The 21,490-nt window shown below is 69.2% G+C and carries 19 protein-coding genes and 1 pseudogene; 5 read left to right on the plus strand and 15 right to left on the minus strand.

All coding sequences use genetic code 11. The features are described 5' to 3' along the window. Positions 1-203: 203 nt before the first annotated feature. The 5 genes and pseudogenes from A6P39_RS40155 to A6P39_RS40175 all read left to right on the plus strand — a co-directional run bounded on the left by A6P39_RS40155 (position 204) and on the right by A6P39_RS40175 (position 3,289). Positions 204-704 carry a cold-shock protein gene (locus A6P39_RS40155; RefSeq protein WP_107304318.1) on the plus strand — a complete coding sequence of 167 codons (501 nt, stop codon included), beginning with the start codon at positions 204-206 and terminating at the stop codon, positions 702-704. 199 nt (positions 705-903) lie between these two features. Continuing rightward, entirely contained in the window at positions 904-1,599 is a 696-nt protein-coding gene (locus A6P39_RS40160; protein ID WP_107304317.1) for a chaplin, read from the plus strand. Positions 1,600-1,664: 65 nt separating this feature from the next. Beyond that, a pseudogene (locus tag A6P39_RS40165) lies at positions 1,665-1,886 on the plus strand (GNAT family N-acetyltransferase); the annotation flags it as partial. 70 nt (positions 1,887-1,956) lie between these two features. Next, entirely contained in the window at positions 1,957-2,694 is a 738-nt protein-coding gene (locus tag A6P39_RS40170) for a hypothetical protein (RefSeq protein WP_234378832.1), read from the plus strand. After that, positions 2,681-3,289 carry a Fic family protein gene (locus A6P39_RS40175; protein ID WP_079133302.1) on the plus strand — a complete coding sequence of 203 codons (609 nt, stop codon included), beginning with the start codon at positions 2,681-2,683 and terminating at the stop codon, positions 3,287-3,289. Before A6P39_RS40170 ends, A6P39_RS40175 begins: the two co-directional genes overlap by 14 nt. 20 nt (positions 3,290-3,309) lie before the next feature. Here A6P39_RS40175 and A6P39_RS40180 read toward each other — a convergent pair whose 3' ends face one another. The 15 genes from A6P39_RS40180 to A6P39_RS40250 all read right to left on the minus strand — a co-directional run bounded on the left by A6P39_RS40180 (position 3,310) and on the right by A6P39_RS40250 (position 21,484). Next, entirely contained in the window at positions 3,310-4,137 is an 828-nt protein-coding gene (locus A6P39_RS40180; RefSeq protein ID WP_067044452.1) for a maleylpyruvate isomerase family mycothiol-dependent enzyme, read from the minus strand. A gap of 151 nt (positions 4,138-4,288) precedes the next feature. Next, complete coding sequence (locus A6P39_RS40185) at positions 4,289-4,573, minus strand: hypothetical protein (RefSeq protein ID WP_275883952.1); 285 nt, start codon at positions 4,571-4,573, stop codon at positions 4,289-4,291. Positions 4,574-4,613: 40 nt separating this feature from the next. Continuing rightward, on the minus strand, positions 4,614-6,350 hold the full coding sequence (locus A6P39_RS40190) for a hypothetical protein (RefSeq protein ID WP_159396001.1): 1,737 nt from the start codon (positions 6,348-6,350) through the stop codon (positions 4,614-4,616). 35 nt (positions 6,351-6,385) lie between these two features. Next, the gene (locus tag A6P39_RS40195) at positions 6,386-7,006 is read right to left on the minus strand and encodes a hypothetical protein (protein ID WP_067044447.1); all 621 of its coding nucleotides are present in this window, start codon (positions 7,004-7,006) and stop codon (positions 6,386-6,388) included. Continuing rightward, a complete protein-coding gene (locus tag A6P39_RS40200) occupies positions 7,003-11,088 on the minus strand; it encodes a LamG-like jellyroll fold domain-containing protein (protein WP_067044446.1) in 4,086 nt (1,361 codons plus the stop codon). The genes A6P39_RS40195 and A6P39_RS40200 overlap by 4 nt, the downstream gene beginning before the upstream one ends. Further along, positions 11,085-12,404: a baseplate J/gp47 family protein gene (locus tag A6P39_RS40205; RefSeq protein ID WP_067044444.1), complete on the minus strand. Its 1,320-nt coding sequence runs from the start codon at positions 12,402-12,404 to the stop codon at positions 11,085-11,087. The genes A6P39_RS40200 and A6P39_RS40205 overlap by 4 nt, the downstream gene beginning before the upstream one ends. Then, complete coding sequence (locus A6P39_RS40210; protein ID WP_067044443.1) at positions 12,397-12,870, minus strand: hypothetical protein; 474 nt, start codon at positions 12,868-12,870, stop codon at positions 12,397-12,399. Before A6P39_RS40210 ends, A6P39_RS40205 begins: the two co-directional genes overlap by 8 nt. Next, complete coding sequence (locus A6P39_RS40215) at positions 12,870-13,160, minus strand: hypothetical protein (protein WP_159396000.1); 291 nt, start codon at positions 13,158-13,160, stop codon at positions 12,870-12,872. Before A6P39_RS40215 ends, A6P39_RS40210 begins: the two co-directional genes overlap by 1 nt. Positions 13,161-13,240: 80 nt before the next feature. After that, entirely contained in the window at positions 13,241-14,998 is a 1,758-nt protein-coding gene (locus A6P39_RS40220; protein ID WP_067044440.1) for a hypothetical protein, read from the minus strand. Next, positions 14,989-15,387, minus strand: coding sequence for a hypothetical protein (locus A6P39_RS40225; protein ID WP_067044439.1), 399 nt, complete (start codon positions 15,385-15,387; stop codon positions 14,989-14,991). The genes A6P39_RS40220 and A6P39_RS40225 overlap by 10 nt, the downstream gene beginning before the upstream one ends. Next, entirely contained in the window at positions 15,384-15,893 is a 510-nt protein-coding gene (locus A6P39_RS40230; protein ID WP_067044437.1) for a hypothetical protein, read from the minus strand. Before A6P39_RS40230 ends, A6P39_RS40225 begins: the two co-directional genes overlap by 4 nt. A 103-nt stretch (positions 15,894-15,996) precedes the next feature. Beyond that, entirely contained in the window at positions 15,997-19,428 is a 3,432-nt protein-coding gene (locus A6P39_RS40235; protein WP_275883953.1) for an AHH domain-containing protein, read from the minus strand. Then, the gene (locus A6P39_RS40240; protein WP_067052159.1) at positions 19,425-20,825 is read right to left on the minus strand and encodes a hypothetical protein; all 1,401 of its coding nucleotides are present in this window, start codon (positions 20,823-20,825) and stop codon (positions 19,425-19,427) included. Before A6P39_RS40240 ends, A6P39_RS40235 begins: the two co-directional genes overlap by 4 nt. Positions 20,826-20,838: 13 nt before the next feature. Then, positions 20,839-21,063: a hypothetical protein gene (locus A6P39_RS40245; RefSeq protein ID WP_067052162.1), complete on the minus strand. Its 225-nt coding sequence runs from the start codon at positions 21,061-21,063 to the stop codon at positions 20,839-20,841. Positions 21,064-21,082: 19 nt separating this feature from the next. Beyond that, positions 21,083-21,484: a hypothetical protein gene (locus A6P39_RS40250; protein WP_067052164.1), complete on the minus strand. Its 402-nt coding sequence runs from the start codon at positions 21,482-21,484 to the stop codon at positions 21,083-21,085. Positions 21,485-21,490 lie beyond the last annotated feature (6 nt).

A 21,490-nucleotide genomic window follows, 5' to 3' on the forward strand; every position in this document is an offset into this window, starting at 1 on the left:
ACTGAGACAGGAGGCCGACGAATGCCGGCAGCCCGGCTGCTGCTCAGAATGGACGACAAACTCAGCCCGCCGCCTGCTTGATGCCAAGGGGGTTGTGCCGACGGGCCACGCGCGGGGATTCTGCCTCGTGCGCTGGGGCACATGCCGGTTGCCGACATCTGCGCGCGGGCGGACGCTGGGTGACTTCTTCTTGAGTCACTCTCATGCGGAGGTCTCCGGTGCTCAGTGGTGTGGTGAAGTGGTTCGAGCCCGACCGGGGCGCAGGTGTCATCGCCGAGGGCGGCGACAGCCGTGCCGTTGCCCACCGTTCGGCGGTGCGCGGTGACGCAGGCAGCGAGCCGGCGGCGGGCAGGCAGGCGTGCTTCGACATCACCCAGGACACCGCCGGTGGCCGAGCCGACACCATCCGGTCTCGGACGCCGGAGTTCTGTGCGCCGGCCGAGGAGCCGCAGCAGGACGCGTCCGCGTACGAAGGAGTCGGGTGGCCCATTGAGACGGCCGACTCGGTGGACGCAGCGGAGGACTGTCCGTGGTGCGTCCAATTGAGGGAGGCCGACGCCGCGGACCGGCAGTGGCCGATGCGAGGAGGCGGGGTCGCGGCCGCTGCGGTCCGGTCCCACACCGCAGGACTGTGGGCGGGCACGGTCGTGCTGGCTGTGGCCGCGATCGGCGTTGTGGCACTGCTGGTCATCACGTCCGTATGAGCCGACCGCAGGTGCGCAAGACCGCCGACGCGAGCACCGGAGGCACGCCACCACGGTCAGCCGGACGGACATGCCCCCAGCGCCACCGGAATACGCCTATTCGGGCGATAGGGGCGGTAAGCCATAACTCATGGAGTTTCACAAACGTTTCACAGGGTGCGGGCATGTACCCGCGATCACCTCTGGAAGGCAGGATCCTATGAAACGGGTCACCCGCAACGGTGTGATCGCCGTCGCCGTCGCCTCGGGCGCGATGGCTGTGGCGGGGCCGGTGTACGCCGACTCCACGGCGAACGGTTCCACGATTGACTCGCCGGGGCTGATCTCCGGCAATGCGATCCAACTGCCCGTACATGTCCCGGTGAACGTCTGCGGCAACACCGTGAACGTGGTGGGACTCCTCAATCCCGCCATGGGCAACAGCTGCGCCAACGCAGGAGAGAGCGGCCGGGCTAAGGCACCGGGCCAGGCCACGGCCCGCGGCAGCGCACGGAACTCGCCGGGTGTCGTTTCCGGCAATGGCCTCCAGCTGCCGGTTCATCTGCCGCTGAACGTGAGCGGCAACACGGTCAGCGTGGTCGGAGTGGGCAATCCCGTCTTCGGTAATCAGTCCGTCAACTCCTCGGACGTCCATCCCGACGCGCCCACCCGTCACACACCCGAGCCGCCCACCCGGACCACACCGCCGGTCCGCTCCGTACCGTCGGTGCCGCACAAACCGGTCACGACGCGCCCCACGCCCAAGACGACGCATGTGACCGCGCGAAAGCGGACGGGGAGTTCGCTCGCCGAGACCGGCGTCGACGGCCTCTGGACTGCCGCCGCCGCAAGCGGGATGGCTCTCCTCGGCGGAGCGGTGCTGTACCGCCGATTCCGCGTGCCGATGCCACGCTGAGGAGGGCGGTCGAGGGCCTTCCAAAGCCGATCCGCTCGTACCACCTCCCGTCCGGGTAACCGGACGGGAGGCAAAGGACGCAGACCGAGACGTTGTCGGACAACGCCGCGATGCTGCGTTCCGCCGAGCGTAACGACTTCGTCCGCGAGGGCGTGCTCCGCGCCTCGGCCTGCGTGATGGGGGAGTCCCTGGACGAGGTGCTGCTGGGGAGACGACAGCGCGACTCGCGGGCAAAGCCGGCGAAGCCGTGTCCCTGTCCGGAAAACCATTCGCCAACCCGTTTCTGAGGGCCGAGACTGATGCCCTTGCCGGAACGAGCGGAAGAGTGGTTCGACACTGGCGTACAACCGAGACACCTTGCCGTTCCCCGAGAACCGTGTGCCCCGCGCCAGGTCTCTGGCGAACTGGGACGAGGTCGATCCGGCCCGCCATCCCTTCGCCTGGGACGAGGACGAGGACGCCCGCCTGCGCGCGCTGGTCCGCGAGTGGGTACCACCCGTGCTCTCCGGCAGGGCAGGGTGGTGGCAGGGCGAACACTGGTGTGAACGCCAGGTGGACGCGCTCATCCGGGAGCGCTACGGGAGTTGGGCTCAGGGATGGAACTGGTGCTATCGGCACGGAGGGGTCATCGGCAGCTGGGTCACCGGGACCAGCTCGGTGACAACCCCTGATGAGACCGCAGCCCGCGTCGTAGCCGCGCTGCTGGAGTGGCGGGGATGGCTGGAGAGGCTGGCTCAGCGCTTCGCGGAATTGGCGCCGCCGCCAGAGGCCGCTCCCGAGGATCGCAGCTGGCATCTGGAGCGAGCCTGCGTCCGGTTGATAACACTCGCACTGGACTCAGGCGCGGAAGGCGGTTGGCACGGGCAGGCAGCGCTGGTTCTGCGTTGGTTCCTCACCACAACCGGCATGGACCAGGCCGAAGCAGGCCAGGTGGTGGAGGCCGCAATCGGCGGCCGGTTCGAGAGCTGGGTGACTCCCGGGCAGACAGTGGTCGACTCGGTCGGTGAGGACCTTGCCGTCGCCCTCACCGGCCACGTCCCCTACCGGGACCATCGCGAGTGGGCCGTCCTGGAGGAGTTCCATGACCGCTACTGACAGCCTCAGGACCTGGTTGCTCGTGCGCCGTGAGACCGACTGGTACCAAGCCCCGGCCCTGCGGCGGGAGCTGACCGCGCGGGACGGGTTCCGGGCCTGGTGCGCGGGGCCCGTCCACCGCCGCGACGCGATCCGCGCCGAACGCCTGCTCTCCGCCTATACCCTGGCCCGCGCCGATGCCGTACGCCGCACCCCGCTGGACTTCGCGCTGCTGTCCGCCTGGCAGTGCGAAGTCCTCGGCGTGGCAAAGGCGTTGTTCCGTACGGGCGATGCCTATGCGAAGAACGGCACCGAGCGGTACGGCCTGACCGCCCGCACCCAGGCCGACTTCGCCGCCTGCCTGCGTGAGGCGACGGACCCGGGCGTACCGCTTGCGGCTCGCGCGGCTCGCGCCTACCTCGACGTGGCGTTCTTCCACCCTTTCACCGACGGCAATGCCCGTGCGGCCCTGCTGACTCTGGTTCATGTCCTGGCCCGCGAGGACATCGTCCTTCCCGAGGTGGGCCCCCTCCAGACCACCCGCTATGCGGACGACCCCGCAGGCGCCGCCGACCTGGCCGCACTTATCGGCCTGCTCAACCGCAGCCGGCATTGAAGTCGCCGCCGGGAGGTCGCTCAGGGGGCGGTGAACAGGGTCGGGAAGCGGGAGGCCAGCCACGGCCGGGGGCCCCAGGCGAGGACCTGTCCCCGGGCGATGGCACGCCATGGATCGATTCGGCCCAGCGCGATGAGCAGGAAGGCGACGGGGTCGAGGAGGATGGTGCAGTCCGCGCGCTGTAGTGGTGCCTCCGGTGTCACCTGCACGGTGCCGTCGGCCAGAAACACGCCGAATGCCTCGCCGCCGCGCAGCCGGATCCGGTATCGGGCCGTGAGGCCGGCCGTGGCTGTGGGGTCCGTGACACGCGGCATGACCGAGAGCATGAACGGCATGCACAAGCCCGCCCGTGCGCGGTCGACCATGTGCGGACGCTTCAGGGCGCGAGCCAGGTCGTATCCATGGCCGAGCATGTGCGTGAGCAGGTACGACGCGAGAACGGACCGGTTCATCGGGCCCAGGGGGGTGACGGGTGCCGGGCCGTCGGCCGCGGTGCGCGACAGAGCGTCCAGGAACGCCTCGGCCTGCTCCGTGATCATCGTCGCGAGGGGCTCCGCGCGGCGCTCTGTGAAGACGGCGAGGGACTGGGCGTTGGCCCGGGCGAGGCTCTGGGGTGTTCCGTCGCCGTAGGGGCGCTCCCGGCCGGCTGCCAGGTCGGCCATCAGCTCGTTGGCCATGGCCAGGTGGGCTGCGGCCTCGCCGAGTGTCCACTGCGAGCCCGGCACGGCAAGCGCCGTGTCGCTCACGCTGCGCACCAGCGTGGCGATCTCCTCGGCGGTGCCCCGGATCGCCTGTCCCAGCCCGTCGGGCAAGGGCCATGAGCCGTTCTGCCGTACCGTCGTGTACACGTTGCGTGCTCCAGTCCCCACTTGCCCGGCACGCCCGACGTGCCAGCGGCGGTGGTACCCAACCAGACTCGCAGGCGCGCGGCAAGCCCCCGCGCGCCCCTGGCGCTGTGGTCCTGGTGCTCGGCGGCTGCCCGGTCAGGGAAGAGGCGGCTCAGGACGGTGAGGCGGTCCGCACCCGCTTGGCGTCGGTGCCCGGCTCGGCTCCGGGGCCGTGGCGGCTCGCCGACGAGTCCTGGCCCGTCCTGCGGTCGCCGTTCGCCTGGTCGCCGTGCGGCAGTAGTTCCTCAAGCACCTGTATCGCTCCGCTGATGCGAAGCAGGGTTTCGCGCAGTGTGGTCTGTTGTTGCAGCAAGGCGCTGAGCTGCGCCGAGCCTTGCTCGTACTCCCGCTTCAGTTCGTCGAGGCGCGTGTGGATCCGTTCCGACTGAACCGACATGGTCACCGTCATCCGCTTCTCCGATTCGTTGCGGCCCCGGTCAGGGGCTCTTCCCCACCGCCTTGCTCACGGGCTGTCCATGGACGTCGGGGTGCAGATACAGGTCTCGATCGCCGTCCGCCTTGTCCTCCTCGACGATGATGGGGTGGGCCTTGGCCCAGGCGTCCTGACGAACCCCGGTCACCTGCCATGACACCCTGACCCCGGGCCGGTCCGTACGGATGGTGAAGCTGTTGTCGTGGATCTCGCGGACCACGGCCGCGCGCGCCAGCTCGCCGACGGGCGTGAGCTGATAGTGGTAGTCCCGATTGAGTGCCGCGAAGAAGTCGGGCAGGACGACGGTCGCCTCACCGACGGCATCGGTGACGACGGTGCCGTTGTACAGGTTCACCATGTGCGGTGATTCGACGAACGAGTGGGAGAGGTACTTGCCGGCCGGGTCGAGAGGGTGGTCGATCTTGAAACCGCCACCGCCTTTGAAGAGACCTCCGGTGACACTGAGACCGTCGACCGTCAAGGTGCCGCTGACGAACACCCTCCCGTTGAAGAACATGTCTCCGTTCAGGAGGCTGTCGCCCTCCACATGCAGCCTGTGCTGAGGGGCGGCCGTTCCGATCCCTACAGAGTCGTCGCCGTCGAACGCGACGACGCTGCCGCCGCTGCGGAGGAAGAGTACTCCGTTGCCGATGTCACCGATCTGAGAGCCCCATAGCGACATCGTGGACGCTCCGTCGGGCCGGCCGAAGTCGCCGTGGAACGTGAGATTGTTGTTTGTGACGTTCATGGTGAGGCCCCACCCCGAGTTCGCTCCGTAGAATCCGACCTCGTTGTCGTCGGCCATCCCGACGAACGCACGCAGATTCGCTGTCGGCATGGGGCCCTGGGCGAACCAGATCCCGGCGGAATCGTCGTTGCCCTGGCACACCCGCATCCGGCGTGGCACGTCCAGCGCGTAGCCCTGGGCACTCGTCGGGCTGGCGGTGAGCATGTCTCCGCCGGACCACAGCCGTGCCTGCCCGCCGCTCGCGTACCACACCCAGCGTTCGCCCGCGCCCGGATTGTCGGTGAATCCGGTGGCCTCCCGGTTGGCGAAGGAGAAGCCCCCGCCGGCTCCACCGCTGTGGACCTCAGATCCTTCGACGTGCAGGATCCGCTGTGCCGCGCTGGTGCCGATTCCGATGCCGATGTTCCCCGCCTGGTCGACAACCAGGCGATCCTGTACGGCGGTCTGGTCGGTGAAGTGCCAACTGCCGTCGGATCCGGAGTAGGTTCCGTAGGTCCGTGCACCGGTTGCGGTGTTCGCGAGTTGCAGTCCAGAACCCCAGCTGGCCCCGGACGACACCAGGCGCAGTGACAGGTGGTCGGTTGCTCCGCTGTCGATCTCCAGAGCCGCGGAGGGACTGGTCGTCCCGATGCCCACGCTGCCGTGGAACTCGCCGGCGACCGCAGACCCCGAAGCGACGATGCCGCGAGTGCCGCCTTTCGCCACCACTCCGGTGCCGTGCTCGCTGAGTCCCTCGATTCCCGCACCTGTGGCGTGGTCGGCCTGGCCCAGCACTCCCACGCCCTCGAAGCTGTCGTTCAGGCCGAGCACACCCGCACCGCCGTGACCATCGCCTGAGGTGCTCGCTCCGCCGGCCAGGCTGCTGGTGCCGACGACACCTTCGCCGACGGCGCTGTCACCCCATACACCGAACTCGATCGGCGGGGTTTGCTGTGCGGGGTCGAAGCCGCTGGGAACGTTCTTCGCTTGAAGGGGTCCCGTTGGTTGCGACATGGTCGGCTCCCTTCGTGAGTTCCTGGGCGAATGGGCTACTGGTAGGTGATCTGGATGCAGAACAGCTGAATCATGTCCGCGCCCGTCGCGCCGGTGAGATCTGCTGTGACGAAGTAGCGGTGCGTCCCGTTGTTGACAACCGCAAGCCCGGGTTGAGGCGGCGGCGAAGGCGGCTGGGACGCCTGATTGAGTTTCGCGGCATCGATGATCGGCTCGGAGCCCTGGGCATTGTTGATGTCACGGCGGCGCAGGATGACGTGAACGGTGCCGCTCGGCTGGTTTCCGGTGACAAGCATGGACTGGATCGTGGCCCCGTCGGGGAGCGAGACGTTCATGAGGCCGTGTGCCTCCTGCGATTGACCGTCGCTCGGTTTTCGTGCGCCGTCGGGCCCTTGCAGCCAGGGCGGCTGCGTGTCGCCGCTCTGTGTCACCAACGGCGTCAGGATCGGTGCCAGCGTGAGGTTGGCCTGCGGCCTGCTGAGCGCGTCGACGAGCGGGTTGATGTGATCCTGGGCCAGGGTGGCGAATTCTGCCGCCACGTTGTGGAAGCGGGCGTTGAACCCGTTGTCCCCGCCGGCCTGGACCCGGTCTACGTTGTCGATCCAATCGGTGTGCGCGAACTTGGGGATGTAGTGCGGAATTTGAAGATCTGTCATGGTCCATCCGTCTTTCCGGGCCGGAGGAACGGGGAGGGGTACGGGCCCGACATGTGGTAGGTCGGGAAGGTGTAGCTGGGCAGCAGGTCGGCATCGTCGGCGCGCAGTGCGGCGACATGGGCACGGAGCCGTTCTGTTCTGACCTCGACTCCGAGCGGGTGGAACCAGTTGAGGATGTTGAGTACCAGGTCGTACTGGTCCTTGCTGATCACCGCGTCGGACCGGTCCTCCAGCGCCGGTCTGAGCCGTACTTCGCACTGGTACGGCAACAGGCGGTCGCCCTGGACATAGGCGGCCTGGACGAGTACGGGCCCGGGTGCCAAAGCCGTGATCCTGTCGGACGGGCGGATCAGCGAGGCCAGTTGAACGCTGCCGCGGCCGAACGGCGCCGTCGACCACGCCGGTTCCTCTCCGGCACCGGTGCCCAGATGCACATAGGCGGTGAGCCGGGGCGGACGCGGTGGTGTGTCGGCCAGCGGTGCGGGGTCGGCGAGGCTGAGCGTCGCCGCCGTGGCGGAGGCGGCCAGCAGGCACGGCTGGTACGCCGCGGTCGCGGGGCTGGCGGCCAGTGCCGTGCAGGTGCCGCCCGGGTTGAACGGCCGGGGAAGCAGGGTGTCGGTGCTCGGTGCGATGACGTGCACGTGACCGGGCCCCGCGGCGGAGCCGGAGGTGGCCGCATACACACATGCCTGGTCGGCGCTGATGCTCAGCAGCAAGGGTGGGGAGTGGGCCGGGAAGTCATCGATGACCGCGCTCTGTTGGTTGTCCGCGGTCCGATACACCCGCACCGTTCCGGTGTCACGCTCCGGGTCGTCACCGGCGCAGGCGATGTAGAGCTTTCCGCCGTCCGGGGTCAGGGCGGCGCTCGCCGCACCGACTCCGGTGGCGACGGTCGTGCCGATGACTTCCAAGGAGACCCGGTCGACCTGGCAGAACTCGTCCTGGCCGAGCAGGACGTAGAGCGAGGGGTTCCGCGCTGTCACCGCGATGGACACCGGCACGTTCGGGAGATTGAGGCCGCCGGTCTGCGCATGACTGTGCACGTCGTACGCCCGCAGCGTCGAGTCGCCCGCGCAGCCGACGAAGAGCCGGTCGCCGTCGGTGGCCAGTGTGATCGGGCGTGGCCCGGTGGTGATCAAGGCCGTGGTCGCCAGGGTGACGGGGTCCAGGACCGATACGACGGGGGATTGATCATGGACCACGAACAGCTGGCCGGCGGCGAACACCAGCACCCGGGGGAACGCCGCCACGGCGGCGGAGCCGTCCGGGGCGAGGCGGGGAACGGCGTTCGTAGCCGCGGCGGAGACGGTGAAGGAAGCCACCCGATGCGTTCCGGAGTCCGCGATGTAGGCACGTCCGCCGTCGTCGGACAGGCATACGGCGACCGGATCGGTCCGCGGCTCGATGGCGACGTCGGCCGATTCCCCGACCCGCAGTTCGCCGGGTCCGGTCACGCTGATCGTTTCCCCCGCCGCCACCGCCACATGAATGCCCGGTGCCGTGCCCGCATCCGCTGAGTCCTCGCACGCCACGTAGGCGAACCCCGCCGCGAACGCGCGGGCGGCCAGCGCTGCTGCGGGCAGTGTGGTGTGGCGCAACAGCAGTGCGCGTCCCTGCTGGTGCAGTCCGGGGTCCGCGGGATCATAGGACTTGGCCACGACGAGATTGCCGGGGACGGTGGCGAGGAGGGCGAGCAGCCGGTCCAGGGCCTGCTCCGTGGCCGGCTGCATCCGGCGATCGGCCAGATCGGGTCCGTAGTCGACGCCGGTGTGTCCTGTCTGGTCATCGGTGCGCAGCCGCAGATACCGCTCGCTGAAGTCCTCGTCGAGGCCGCCGGCCGCCGCTGTCTCCGTCACCCCACGACGGCCCCCACCATCGATCGACTGCCCGGCGCCAAGGCCGTCCTGCGCGAGGCCGATACGGACGGCCCGCGTGCCACCACGGGTGTATCCGCTGCGGGTGACCTCGACGTGGACCGACACATCCCCGGCGGCGAGCGCCCGCAACGTGGCCGTGCCGCCCTGCGACTGAAGTGTGGCGGCACCGGCGCCGGGGCGGGTGAGGGACCAGCGCACCTGGGTGTCGGCAAAGCGTGACGGGTCGGGATCGACACCGAGCACCAGGTCATGGCCTTCGTCGACATCGGGCGGCTGCGGGGCGCCCGCGTCGGCGAGCGGGGTGATACGGAAGACATCCGCCCGTGGCTGCGCGACCTCGACCTCGTCGGCGCCGGTACGGCACACCCAGCCGAATCCGGCGGCGTGCGCCTGTACGGCGACCTCTCCCACGTCCACGGTGTTGTGCCGAAGGAGCAGCGCCCGGCCGACCCGGTGCAGGTCGGGGGCGTCCGGAACGTAGGCCTTGACCACGCTCAGCACTCCGCCGGGCGCCGTGCCGAGGCGCCTCAGCAACTCGTCCAGGGCCTGCCGGACACTCTGCTGCATCATGCGGCGGTCTTCGTCGGTGCCGAAGTCGAGCGCCGACGAGCCCGTGTGGCGGCACAGCCAGGCGGGGTCGAAGTCGGTCTCGTCCGCCACGGTGCCGACCGCTTGTGCCGCGGTGCCGCGCTGGTCGCCGTCGGCCGCGACGGACTCGCCCACCGCAGGCGGCTGGGGCAGGACCCGGATCTGGTGGGTTCCGGTCACCGGGTGCTGAGCGGCCTCGTCGACGACGAAGGGGGCGTCGTCACCGGCGACGTCCACCGCCGCCTTGTTGAGTGCGTCCTGGAGGGCGTCGGGTGTGGGCAGCAGCCACCGCTGGAAGATCCGCAGGCGCGCGCGGTACTGGTCGTCGCCCTCGCCGGTCACCGGGTGGAAGGTGCGGCGGGGCGCCTTCGACAGACGTACCTCCTCCACCAGCCCGACGTACTGGGCCTGCGTCAGCCCGCTTTCCGTGGCCTCCTGCCCGAGTCCGATCACGATCGGCTGGGAGGCGGTCAGCGCGCCCAGGTGGTCGGGCGTCAGGCGGGCGACCGCCACACCGTCGACATAGAGCAGCACGACGGTGTGCGGCGGTGGTCCGGGCCGGTTGTCCACGACCCCGGCGACGTGGTGGAACGTGCCGTCGGCCAGGTCGCGGTCGGCGAAGAGGTCGACTTCCTGGGTGCCGTCGGAGAGCGAGAAGCGCAGGTTGTGGTCGAACCCCTGGAAGGTACCGAGGGTCAGGGCCCACCCCGTGCCCGCCGTCGTATTGAGGGGCGAGCGCTTGGCGATCACGACTCCGGGCCCGGTGGAGGCCGGGTCGGGCTTGACGAGTGCCTCGACGGTGAAGGAACTGCCGGAGGCGAGGGCGAACTCCGGGCGGTCCGCGATGGTGATGCTCGATGCCGGCTCGGTGAATTCGACGGCGCGGGAGAAGCGGCCGGTACGACCGCTGACGCCGCCCTGGGTGACCGCGGGATGTCCCGCGGCGTCGCGGACCGTGGCCGTCTGCCCGTCCGGTGCAGCGGGCTCGTCCAGGTGGTACAGGGCCAGGGTGTCGGCGTCCCAGGTGTAGGGCCTGGGCGGGAAGCGAGGTGCTCCGAGGTCCAGGCCCAGCAGGTCCAGGCTGGCTCCGTGGGCGGCGTCCACGTTGCGCTGGGCGGCCACATCGGTGCCGTGGCAAGCCAGGTCCTCGAATTCCCGGCCGGCGGCCCACAGGAGTTTGGCGAGGTTCCCGAGCAGGGCGGTGAGTTCCCAGTCCTGGTCGGTCTGGTCGGCCGGCGGCTGGGGTTGGAGGCGTGTGATCCTCAACCGGTCGGTGATCTCGGCTGCCCGGCCGGGGATGGGGATGGCGACGCCCCCTCCCGCCGGCCATGCCGCGGGGATCCAGACGTCGACGTGCTCCTCTGCCGACGCGTCGCTCCGGGTGAACCATATCCGTACGGTCAGGGGTTCGAGGGCGGTTCCTCCGGGTGCCAGCAGGTATCTCGGGGAGTCGGGCGGCACGCCGTAGCACCGTTCGTAGGCGTCGAAGTCGTAGTGCGTGACCGGGATCGTGCCGTCAGGGCCGCGCGGTCCCAGGGCGAGCGTGAGCCGCTCCATGCCCCGGGTGTAGGGCGAGGTGAGGGCGGTTTGCATGATCTCCAGGAAGCGGGTGCTCATCGTTCGGTCACCACCTGGATGTCGATCAGCGGGGAGTCGATGGTGAACTGGGCGATCTCGGTCGGCGCCATGACCAGGTTCTCCCCGACCTCCAGCTCCTCGGAGCGGCCGAAGACACCGCCCGAGAAGTTGATGTCGTCGAAGGCCGGCGGGTAGCGGCGCAGGTGCAGGTTCTGCACGTCCACCACCCCGGTCGTGGTCCGGGCGATCAGCATGATGTCCGAGTAGCGGACGCCGCTGCCCAGCCGGAGGTTGTTGACGCTCGCGTGCACGGCGGCGAGGATCTCGCCCTGGATCGCGTCCGTGTCGTGGCCCGGTTCGACGACGAAGGTGGCGCGGATGGCGACGTCGACCTGGTTGGCCTGCACCACGTTGGCGAAGACGGAGACGGGCCGCCACTGCCGCACGATGTCGATCACGGCGTCCTGGGCCCCTTGGACGGTCCCGCCGCCGGTGGTCCAGGGCCAGCCCGGCTCGGTCGCCACCACGACGTCGAAGTAGTAGGGCGAACCGATCCGGCGCTGCGCGGAGAACGCGCGCTGGCCGAACAGGAACGTGTTGAAGTACCGCTGGGAGGCGTCGACCCCGCCGAGCGGGTCGAAGACGGCGGCGTCCCGCACACCTGTGACGTCGAGGATACGGTCGAGCACGGATTCCTTGGTCCACAGGGTACGGGGAACGCCCAACAGCCGTGCGCGGTAGTCGGCGTCCGACTCCAGCAGGGAATGGCCGTGGAACTCGGCCGCGGCCGCGGGCTTCACGGTCGCCGTGCCGAGGCTGAGGTGGAGGCCGGCCCAGTCGGGATCCAGCCGGAGTTGCTCCCCCGCTTGGATCTGCCCCGCCCATTCGGGATCGACCGCCTGGACGCCGACCACGGCCGACGGGGTGACTGCGCTCAGGGAGACCGTCTCGGTGGTCCGGAGGCTGACAGGCTGCTGGGTGAGGCTCTCGACGAGGGTGCCCTCGGGGAGTACATAACGGCGCCCCGGCGCCGCGTCGGAGAGGGTGAGCGCCACCCGGCCCCCTGCCGGGAGCCAACGCCGTCCTATCCCCAGGTCGGTGCCGAGCAGGTCCAGGCTGGGTCCCTGCGCCGTGGTGACGAAGTTCGCGTAGTACTGCGCCTCCAGGCCGCGCCACAACTCATGGGCGTGGACGGCGACGGCGTCCAGGACCTTGCGCAGGGCGCTCCCGGAGGTCAGGTCGACGTCGTCACCGAACATGTCCCTCGCCCGGGCCTGCTGGTCGGCGATGATGCGGTCGAGGCCCTTGAGGACGAAGCCGTCCGGGCCCACGCCGAAAGTGTCGAAATCAGTCAAGATTGCTTCCCACCTGCAACGTCAGTGTGTCCTGGGCGATGGTGTCCACGACCACGTAAGCCGTGTGGCTGCGGTCGGCGTGCTGCGCGGCGACCACCCGGCTGCGGGCCGCCGGGTCGATGTCGGGGTGCAGCTCGAAGAAGCGCGGTTCGTCGTCGAAGAAGATCTCGCGGACGTCGGCGACCCGGGGGTCGCTGCTGATGCAGCGGACCAACTGCATCTTCAGGTACTCCTTGCGGCTGTGCAGGCCTTCCGCGTACGTGCCAAGCGCCAGCAGGTCGAAGCCGAACCGCGTGTTGACGCGGTCGCTGCCGAGCTGCGTCTCGATGCTCAACGTCAGGGCCTGGGCGAGCGCCTGCCGGCCCTCCACCAGAGCCAGGTCACCGGTGTCCGGGTCGAAGACCAGGTCACCGGCGTCCGTGCGCAGGCTGCAGCCGAGGCCGGGGGCGCTGTCGGAGGCTGCCATCAGGTGGCCTCCAGAATGCTCTGCCCGGGATCCACCACACTCCAGGTACCCGGCCCGGCGCCGCTTGCGGTGAATCCGTGCGCCGAATCCAGCAGCACCGGCAGCCCGTCCACGGCCAGCTTGAGCGTACTGCCGCCGGGGAGCGCGGGTTGGGTGACACAGGGGTTGGGAGGGGACGGGGGCGGTATGGTGCACGGGGTGACCATGCCCGGCACCGGAGTGGTCGGGGAGCCGAAGGTGAGTCCGGCCTCCGCACCGGCGGTGAGCACCCCGTGATCCTGGACGGTCATGTGCCCGTTCCCCGCGGTGATTCTCAGCTGCCCGCCGTGGGGACACATGATGATCGCTCCTTCGACCAGGACGGTACCCATCACGTGATCGCCACCTTCCCCTTGTCCATCGTCAACGTGACCCCGCCGGCCGAGAGGACCAGGGGGTGTGCGCCACTGTCGATCGCGACGTTGCCGTCGGAGCCGATCCGGATCGTCGTCCCCGACGCATGGGTGATCAGGAAGACGTCCGCGGCGCCTTCGCCGGGCCGCTTGCCGACCGGGGAGCAGGCTCCCCGGCCCACCGCGATCCGCAGTCCGACCGTCTCCAACACCCGGCGGCCGTCCGCACCGGTGAGGTCATTGGCACCCTTGCCGGTGGGTCTCGGGGAGGAGCCGGTCGTCAACTCGGTGGGCAGACAGAGCCACCAGTCGCCCTTCCTGGCCTCGGGCCGCTCCATCTTCGGGTCGTTGGCCCACACGAACCCGGTCACCACCGCGTCGTCGTGGGAGTCACGGACCTGATTCACCAGCGCCCGCATGCCCTCGTAAACCGGCACCGACAGGCCGACGTTGTGCCAGGCGAACGCGGCCGCGAGCGGTTTGTCGGGCAGAGGCGGCTCGGATCCGGAGATGTCCACGTCCACGCTGGGCGATACGACCGCGTCGGCCCTCTCCTGGCCGCGCTCCAGGCTGGCCACCCGATCGCCCGGTTTGACGGACCGGATCCGGCCCACATCGACCGAGGGGGAGATGGCCATACTGTCCTGGATCTTGGCCGTGATGCGGTCGGCTATCGCCAGCGGACTGCCCTGGCGCGCCAGTTCGCTGTGACCGCGGTTGCCGCTGTCGCGCACGGCGACGGCCCGGCCGCCGCAGGTGTATCCGGACCTGGGCGAGAAGGAGTGGGTGAGCTGGAGAATGCGGAATCCCTCGAAGGGGTTCTGGTATCCGTCCACACCGGCCGCCACCATCTGGCCGGCGCGCAGGCCGGGCATGCCGAGCACGGTGAAGTCGAAGGCCGAGACGTCGGTCTGCTGCGGCAGGTCCCTGGTGATGCGCTGCTTGGCGACCGGACCGATGCGGACCGGGCGGAACTCGGCCAGCCGAGCGCTGGACATGCTCGCCAGGTCGATCAGGCAATCCTCCCTGCCGATCAGAGAGGTGAGCGAAGACGGGCTCGAGGACAACGAGGGTCCGTTCCCCGGTGGGTACTGCACCTTGGTGCCGAACTGCGCCTGGCCTTCCTGCACCAGCACCTCGGCTCCGTAGCGGTGGGCGAGCCGCAGCAGCAGGCCGAACGCGTTCTGGGCGGTTGCGGTGATGCTGGACCCCTCGACCGAGTCCGGCGTCATCTCGCCGGCCGGGGCGACCTCGGCACTCTTGATGACGTACCGGGCCGCCGCGGCGGGCGAGACGTCGCACAGTGAGATGGCGGCCAGCGCGGGAGGCGGCTTCTCGCCGTTGACGGCCACCGTCGTGAGGAGCCTGAAGGAGGCCTCCTCGTAGCCGGTGAGCAGCATGCCCAGTGGCGGGAAGCGGGTCGAGGACTGGATGGAGCCGACCCGGCCGGCCAGCACGGCCGTCTTGTGTCCGGCGGGTTCTTCGAGGTAGCCGAGGCGGATCACGACGGGGACTCCGACATGACCGGTGCCGGACGAGGTGTCCAGGGCGTCGGTCAGCGTCCGGTGGACCGCCAGCGGCAGGTCCGCGAAGTGGATCTGGAAGCTTCCCGGCTCGCCGATCGCGTAGCTGACGCTGATCTCGGCGTCGACCAGGCAGGATCCGCTGTGGGGGTCGCTGGACAGCTTCAGCTGCTGGTCGGTGAACTCGACCTGGTACCAGAGGATCACACCCATCGTTGCGCCACCCCGATCTCGATCCGCGTGCCGTAGTGCCCGGGGCCGTTGAGGTTGCCGCGGGCCACCCGGGCTTCGGCCAGCGTGACCGCCAACTCACCTGCGTAGTGCACCAGTTCAGGCTCCACGACCAGCTTGCGCAGCAGCAGGACCTGAGGTCCGGCCGGGCCCTGGCGGACCACGCGGAGCACCAGATATCCCAGTGGCACCTTCGGTTGCCCGTCGGGCGCACCCAGCTCGTACACGGTCTCCACCGGGTCCGCGTCGCCGACGTCGACGCTGGCGTAGAGGCCGAAGTCGTAGCTGGTACCGCCGATGACGCAACTGAACGCCTGCGGCAGACCCTGGTCGGGTTCCACCGGGAGGCGCCGGAAGTCGTACGGGCTCACAGCGGGCCTCCCAACTGCCGCTGGACCGGGGTAATTCCACTGACGCTCGGGATGGCCGCGGCACCTGCCGCAAGGGCCGTGTCGAGCGCTTCGCCGACGATCGCGGACAGGCTGGAGCGCGGCACCTGTTCCAGGGTGATGCTGACGTCGATCGCCTCACGCTTCTGGTTCGACTGGGTGAAGCGCAGGCTGCTGATCTGCATGTCGAGGCTGATGGTCATGCCGCACACCACCGGCAGCCCGGCCACGTTCATCGTCGGCGCGGTGGCGGCCGCCAGGGAGCGGGATGTGAGGGCCATGGCCTCCAGGCGCTTCTTGACGATCAGCCGGGTCGAGCCGACCAGTACGGCTTCGACCGCGATCGTCCGAGTGGTCGGGGAGACCAGCTGCGCCAGCCGACTGCCCGCGATCCGCGCCACCTGGTAACCCTCGGACAGGGTCAGGCTGGTGACCGTGAACAGCGGCACGGCACCGATCAGGACCGGAACGTTCACACCGGCGGGCACGTCACCTCCTCCTTTCCGCCTCCTCGGCTTCGGCTCGGGCGTGGGCTCGGCTGACTCCTCAAGTGCTCCGGCACCCTCCTCCAGGGCCCGTGCGGCCCGATCCTCATCTGCGGCGACGCGAAGGCGCACTGCCGGGGGCAGGGGCGACGCGGTACTTGACGGAGGGGGCGCCGGGCGCCGAAACCGGCTTCCTGCCCGGGGCCACGGCTTCGAGGACCTCCTCGAGTTCCTCCGCGGTCATCCACTCGAAGTCGGTCTCGTGCGCGAGCAGCGACTCGGCGAAGTCATGCCCTCGCGTGGAGAACTTCACCTGAGGATGGGTGAAGCTCTCCCAGAGATCGCGCTTGAGCAGCGCAAGTTCCTCGGCAACCTGTCCGTTGCGCTTGCCCTTGATCATTCGGAGGGTCACCTCCCGGTAGTAGAAGTCCGTGTGCAACGTCGGGTGGCGTGTCCCGGCCGCCGGGATCGTTCGCGCCTCCATCGAGGTGCGCGGCAGATGGATGCCGTTCAGAGGGGAGTTGCGCGGGTTGATCCCAGCGTCCTCGAGGATCTTGCGGGCGATCGCGGCGCGGGAGTCCTTGTAGGCGACGATGTGGTGCGTGTCGTGGCCGGGAGGACGCGGGTCGCCGGCGGCGGCCATGTTGGCCTCCAGCTCCGCCGAGGCGCGCCTGATCTCCCTGATCTCCTGATGCCGCTTCTCGGTGACGGTGAGCGCTTCGGCCGGCTCCTCGCCGGGTTCGTAGTGCAGGGCTTTCTCGTCGTGGGTCGCCTGACGGGCCGCGTCGTCGAACTCCGCGGCGATGTCCCACTTGCCGCCGGTGGTGCCCGTGCGGTCCGGCCGGTGTTCCTCGAACCACGCGATCACCCTCGTCGCCCGCTCCGGGTCCTCGCGGGCCATACGCCGCAGGCTTCGCAGCCGCTTGTCCAACTCGGCGGGGTGCGTGGCCAGTTCCCCGTACCGGCGCTCGATCTCGTCGATCAGCTTGAGTACGGCCGCCTGGTCGGCCTGTCGCTTCCTGGCCATGATGCCCGGCAGCCGACTCCAGGCCTCCGGGTCCCCGCGCTCCAGTCCGTCCAGGAGGCGGCGGAAAGCGACGGGACCTTCCTTCTTGAGGTACTGGACCTGCACGCGTCGCAGCTCCTCGAGCGTGGTGTCGAACGCCTTGGCCTGCCCGCCGGACCGCTCCAGGAGCCCGGCGACGACTCCGTAGCCGAAGTCCCCGACCGCGTTCATGCGTTGCGTGTCGCCGGCGAGCAATGTCAGCACATCCGCCCCGACCTCCGCCTGCGGCCCGATGCGCTCCAGCCCGATGCGCTCCAGAACAGCCACGAAACGCCTCCCTTCGCCTGCGGGGAGCGCGTCGGCGATTCGCCTCAACTCCGCCATCTCGAAGCCGTCCCGGCCGGCGAGGTGACGGAAGGCCGTGCCCAGCCGCTCGGTGAGACCGCCGGCCTTGGCAGCCAGCGTCTGCAGCACCTCGATCTTGCGCAGCGACTCGTGGGCCAGCGACCCCAGCTCGGTGTGGGCGGTGGCCAGGGTGCTCAGGGTGGCTCCCTCGGCGACCTCGACCTGTCGCAGGAGGTCACCGAGCCGGACTTGGTCCTCCTTCGGCAGGTGGTTCAGCAGCTCGATCACTTCCCCCTCGCCCTCAAGCTCCTTCAGGACCGTGCTGCCCTCCCGCAACGCCTGGGCGAGCCGAGCCAGCCGAACGGCGATCACCTCGGCCTCAGGCGTCTTCGCCACCGCGCCGAGAACACTCAGGAACCGCAGTACGGCCGCCAGCTTCTCGCCCAGGCCGACACCCTCTACCGCCGCCTTGACCTCCCCGACGCCGATGAACCAACTGGCGACCTCCACCACGACAGCCCACTTGATCCGGGTGACCACCCTGTCGCCGACGTGCAGCACCGCCATTCCCTTGAACCCCTCGGCGAGCGCTGTACCCAGGTGGCTCAGCAGAGCCGCGCACTCGGCACGCGCGGGCGGATAGCCGAAGCGGGCGAGTGCGACGGTGATGACCAGGCGGGTGAGCTGGGCCAGGCCTTCCACGATTTTCACGGGCTGGGTCACCAACAGCTTGAGGGAATCCAGCATGCCGCCCAGCAGCCCCAGTACGGCCCGCACCGCTTCGGTGACCTCGGCCAGCTCCCTCCAGGCAAGGTGTTCCGGGTCGCCCTCTTCGACCGCGCGCTGGACGGCCTCCTGGAAGGTGCGGGGCAGGCGGAACGCCTCCTCGACCAGGGTGACGAAGCTGCCGAAGGTGATGGGTGCGGGGTCGCCGAACTTGCGGCCGACCGTGATCAGCAGGTTCCACAACTCTTCGGTCAGGTCGTCGAAGAGTTCGGCATAGAGCCCGCTCGGCGTCAGCATCGCCTGAACGGCCAGCAACTCCGAAGTGCTGTCCAGCGACCGCATGATCTCCACGATGGCCCGGTCGTGCTCCCTGAGCCGGTGGGCTTCGACGAGGACCGTCAGGTATCCGGCCTTTCCGGACCAGTCGACGAGCGAGAAGGCTTCCAAGCCGAGCTGGGCAAGCCGGTCGGCAGCCTCCTGGAGCCGACGCTTGTCACCGGCGAGGACCTCGGCGACCAACAGGTCGAGTTCCCCGAAGACGAAACGGTGGACCTCCTCCTTCGCCAATTCGGGCCCGGGGCGATTGATGAGCCGTATCAGCCGGGTGGCCGCCGCCCTGTTGCGGGTCAGCGGATGCCGTTCTTGCGTCACCACCGTGTGAACGGTGTAGCGGAGACCGGCGTCGTCGGACACGGTCGGCAGGATTTCGCCGACGGGTACGGACGTCACGGTCATGCCTTCGAACTCCCAGGGGGAACCACCGCGGTTCATCGTCTCCTCGGTGACGCTCGGCGTGGTCCCCACCACCCAGAAGCCGCTCGCCTCGGTTCCGGCAGGCCCTTCCAGGATCGCGAAGGACGTGGCGCCGAAGACCGCAAGGCCGAGCTGCCTCGCGCGGGCGAAGTTGCTCGCGCGGACGTACCGTCCGGCGCCGCCCAGCGTCACTCCGCGGAAGGCGTCGAGCATCATCACCAGACGCCCTTCGAACGCGCTCGGACCGGTGACGACCCGGTCCCCGGCGAGGTGTTCCGGGGCGGCGGCCGGGGTCATGGCCGCTGGGGGTGCGGCGACGACGAGGACGGGGCCTTCTGGAGCCTGTCCCGCTCCTGGCGCGGTCGCCTCCGCGCGGGGTCGCCTCGGCGGCGTCGTCCGCCGGGGACCGTCGGGAAGAACGCGCGGGACGTCCGCGGGAGGCTCCGTCTCGCCGCCCACTGCCGCGACGGATACGGGTGCCGGCTGCGTCAGCGCCTGCACCGTACCTTCCGTCTGCGTCTGCGTCTGCGTCTGCGTCTGCGCCGTGACGGGTCCTCCGGTGCCGGGCCGGGTACGGGCGACCGCGCGGCCGACAGCGGCGATCAGTACCTGCTCCAGCGCATGCCGCTGCGCCTCGTCCGGTTCGCCGGTGACGACGGCCGACTCCGGCAGATGGATCCGGATGCTCGTCGTGGACGCGCTCGTCATCGCGATTCCAACAGGCTTAGCTGGTCCATGAGTTCGTCGCGGCGCCGTTGCGAGGCGCGCAGTTGCTCCGGTGTCGCAGAGCTTTCCTGAACGGTGGCTTCCTCGGTGGCGATGTCCTCCAGGAGAACCGCGCGGAGTTCGTGGTCGCCGAGCGGCATCAGCTCGATCGAGAGGGTGGAGCGGATCAGGTCGAGCGGCGCTCGCGCGGTGAGGTAACTGCCGACCCAGATACGTGATTGCTCGCTGTGTTGGACGCGTGTCGTGCTGATCGCGACGGAGGTGAGTTCGATGTCGCAGCCTATGAGTTCCTGGTCTTCGCCGGGGGCCCGGTAGACCGTGGTGAGGATGCCGATGTTGCCGAAGAGCGGTGCACCGGGCTGCCGCAGCTGGAGTTCGGCCATCGTGCGGAACTGCTCGTCGAGGCGCGCGAAGACGGCCGGTTCGAGAGCTTTGAGTTTCTCGGCGGTCAGATGCTCCAGAACCTTGTTCTCGATGGCCCCTTCCACCAAAGTCATGATGGCGTTCCACAGCACCACGGCGGCCAATGCCAGGAGGCGGCTCCCCGCGCCCCTGACTCTTCGGGTGACGCTCGTGCGGCCCGGTGCCGGTATGGGCTCGCGAGACTGCGCGCCACGCACACGCCGGCGCGTTTCCCCGGTCGTCGCATGTTCACGCGGGCGTCCGGGCTTCAGTTTCGCCTTCTTGGCCGCGGTAACCTGCGCCCGGCGCGCGGATATGATCCCCGGGCCGACGATGTCCTCGAATTCCACGCCCTTCGGCAGGTTTCTGCCGCGTGGGGCATATCCGCCGGCGTTGAGCACCTTCAGCTTGATGTCGAGGGCCCCGAGGGTCTCGGGAATCGGACGGCCGCCGCGCACGGCCCCGAGTGCTTCTCGTAGTCTGGCGAGAATACCGGCCCTGTCGGGGAAGTCCGGCATGTCGCGTACGAGGGTGATCGCTTTGTCCAGGCTCGCGGTGAGGTTCACGCCGAGCGAGGTCACCTCTTCGCCCCTGATGGCCTCCGCGGTCCCGCGGGCCTTGTTGTCGATCAGCCAGAGTTCGCCCGTTCGCGGGTGGTACGCGATGGCGTCGAAGCCGGAGGCGGTGAACCCGTGGGCACCGGGACCCGTCGATGCCACGAGCAGGACATAGCCGCGTTGCCCCAGGATGAATCCCAGATCGTTCTCACCGTACATGCCGCCCGCGTGGGAGGCGGTGACGGCCAACGGCTGGTCTGTTGCCGGTGTCCCGCCGCCGGCGGAGGCCAGCCGACTGTCGGCCAGGCGCAACCGCTCCTCGACAGCTCCCTCGACGGCCTTGCCGAGTTCTTCCAGTGCGGGGGGCGAGAGGTTGCCCCTCACCACCACGGTGATCGGAAAGTGACATGTCGCCGGCATCGGAGTCTCCGCGTCAACCCATGGCGTCGTAGAGGGCGTTCCAGATCCGGGCCTCGATCTCGCTCTTGGTCTCCTCCTCGACGTCCCCGACCATCACTACGTGGATCGGGAAGTGGTAGTGCACCTCGTCGCCGGAGCGGGAGACCGTCACCGGTTCCACCCGGTGCGCCGCGCCTTCCTCGTCGCCCGGCATGCTGTTGTCCGGCATGGCGTTGTGCGACATGGTGTTGTCCGACATGGTGTTCTCCGGAATCCTGCTACGCGCTGGTCGCGATGACTTCCAGGCAGATGCAGTTGAAGGTCGTGGTGGGTACCCCGTCGATGACGATGGTGTTGGCGACCGACGTGATGTAACAGTCGTTGAAGGCGATCTGCCGGAAGGTCCAGTCGTTCCCCCTGGCCTCCTGGATCCCGACGCTGAACTTGGTGTGGCTCAATGCCATGGTGGTGAGCTGCGCCACCACGGGGCCTATGGCCTTGACGGCCATGGTGAAGGTGAAGGCCTGCGGCTGGGCCACGTGCGCGACGTTGTCGGCCTCCAGGGAGTGCAGTGGTTGCACCGGCACGTTGAACGTGGGGTTGAACGAGTCGATGGGGGTGACGGGGGTCGTGCCGACCATCACCGTCAACCGGGTATCCCATTTGAGAGCATCGGGCATCGTTTC

Origin of the sequence: Streptomyces sp. FXJ1.172, from assembly GCF_001636945.3 — a bacterium.
In the GTDB taxonomy this organism is placed as follows: Bacteria; Actinomycetota; Actinomycetes; order Streptomycetales; family Streptomycetaceae; genus Streptomyces.

Excerpts from the sequence above, each read along its gene's own strand:
- A6P39_RS40155 (WP_107304318.1), top strand. The coding sequence starts at position 204 with ATGCGGAGGTCTCCGGTGCTCAGTGGTGTGGTGAAGTGGTTCGAGCCC.
- A6P39_RS40160 (WP_107304317.1), top strand. The coding sequence starts at position 904 with ATGAAACGGGTCACCCGCAACGGTGTGATCGCCGTCGCCGTCGCCTCG.
- A6P39_RS40175 (WP_079133302.1), top strand. The coding sequence starts at position 2,681 with ATGACCGCTACTGACAGCCTCAGGACCTGGTTGCTCGTGCGCCGTGAG.
- A6P39_RS40185 (WP_275883952.1), bottom strand. The coding sequence starts at position 4,573 with ATGTCGGTTCAGTCGGAACGGATCCACACGCGCCTCGACGAACTGAAG.
- A6P39_RS40190 (WP_159396001.1), bottom strand. The coding sequence starts at position 6,350 with ATGTCGCAACCAACGGGACCCCTTCAAGCGAAGAACGTTCCCAGCGGC.
- A6P39_RS40195 (WP_067044447.1), bottom strand. The coding sequence starts at position 7,006 with ATGACAGATCTTCAAATTCCGCACTACATCCCCAAGTTCGCGCACACC.
- A6P39_RS40200 (WP_067044446.1), bottom strand. The coding sequence starts at position 11,088 with ATGAGCACCCGCTTCCTGGAGATCATGCAAACCGCCCTCACCTCGCCC.
- A6P39_RS40210 (WP_067044443.1), bottom strand. The coding sequence starts at position 12,870 with ATGGCAGCCTCCGACAGCGCCCCCGGCCTCGGCTGCAGCCTGCGCACG.
- A6P39_RS40215 (WP_159396000.1), bottom strand. The coding sequence starts at position 13,160 with ATGACCGTCCAGGATCACGGGGTGCTCACCGCCGGTGCGGAGGCCGGA.
- A6P39_RS40220 (WP_067044440.1), bottom strand. The coding sequence starts at position 14,998 with ATGGGTGTGATCCTCTGGTACCAGGTCGAGTTCACCGACCAGCAGCTG.
- A6P39_RS40235 (WP_275883953.1), bottom strand. The coding sequence starts at position 19,428 with ATGACGAGCGCGTCCACGACGAGCATCCGGATCCATCTGCCGGAGTCG.
- A6P39_RS40240 (WP_067052159.1), bottom strand. The coding sequence starts at position 20,825 with ATGCCGGCGACATGTCACTTTCCGATCACCGTGGTGGTGAGGGGCAAC.
- A6P39_RS40245 (WP_067052162.1), bottom strand. The coding sequence starts at position 21,063 with ATGTCGGACAACACCATGTCGCACAACGCCATGCCGGACAACAGCATG.
- A6P39_RS40250 (WP_067052164.1), bottom strand. The coding sequence starts at position 21,484 with ATGCCCGATGCTCTCAAATGGGATACCCGGTTGACGGTGATGGTCGGC.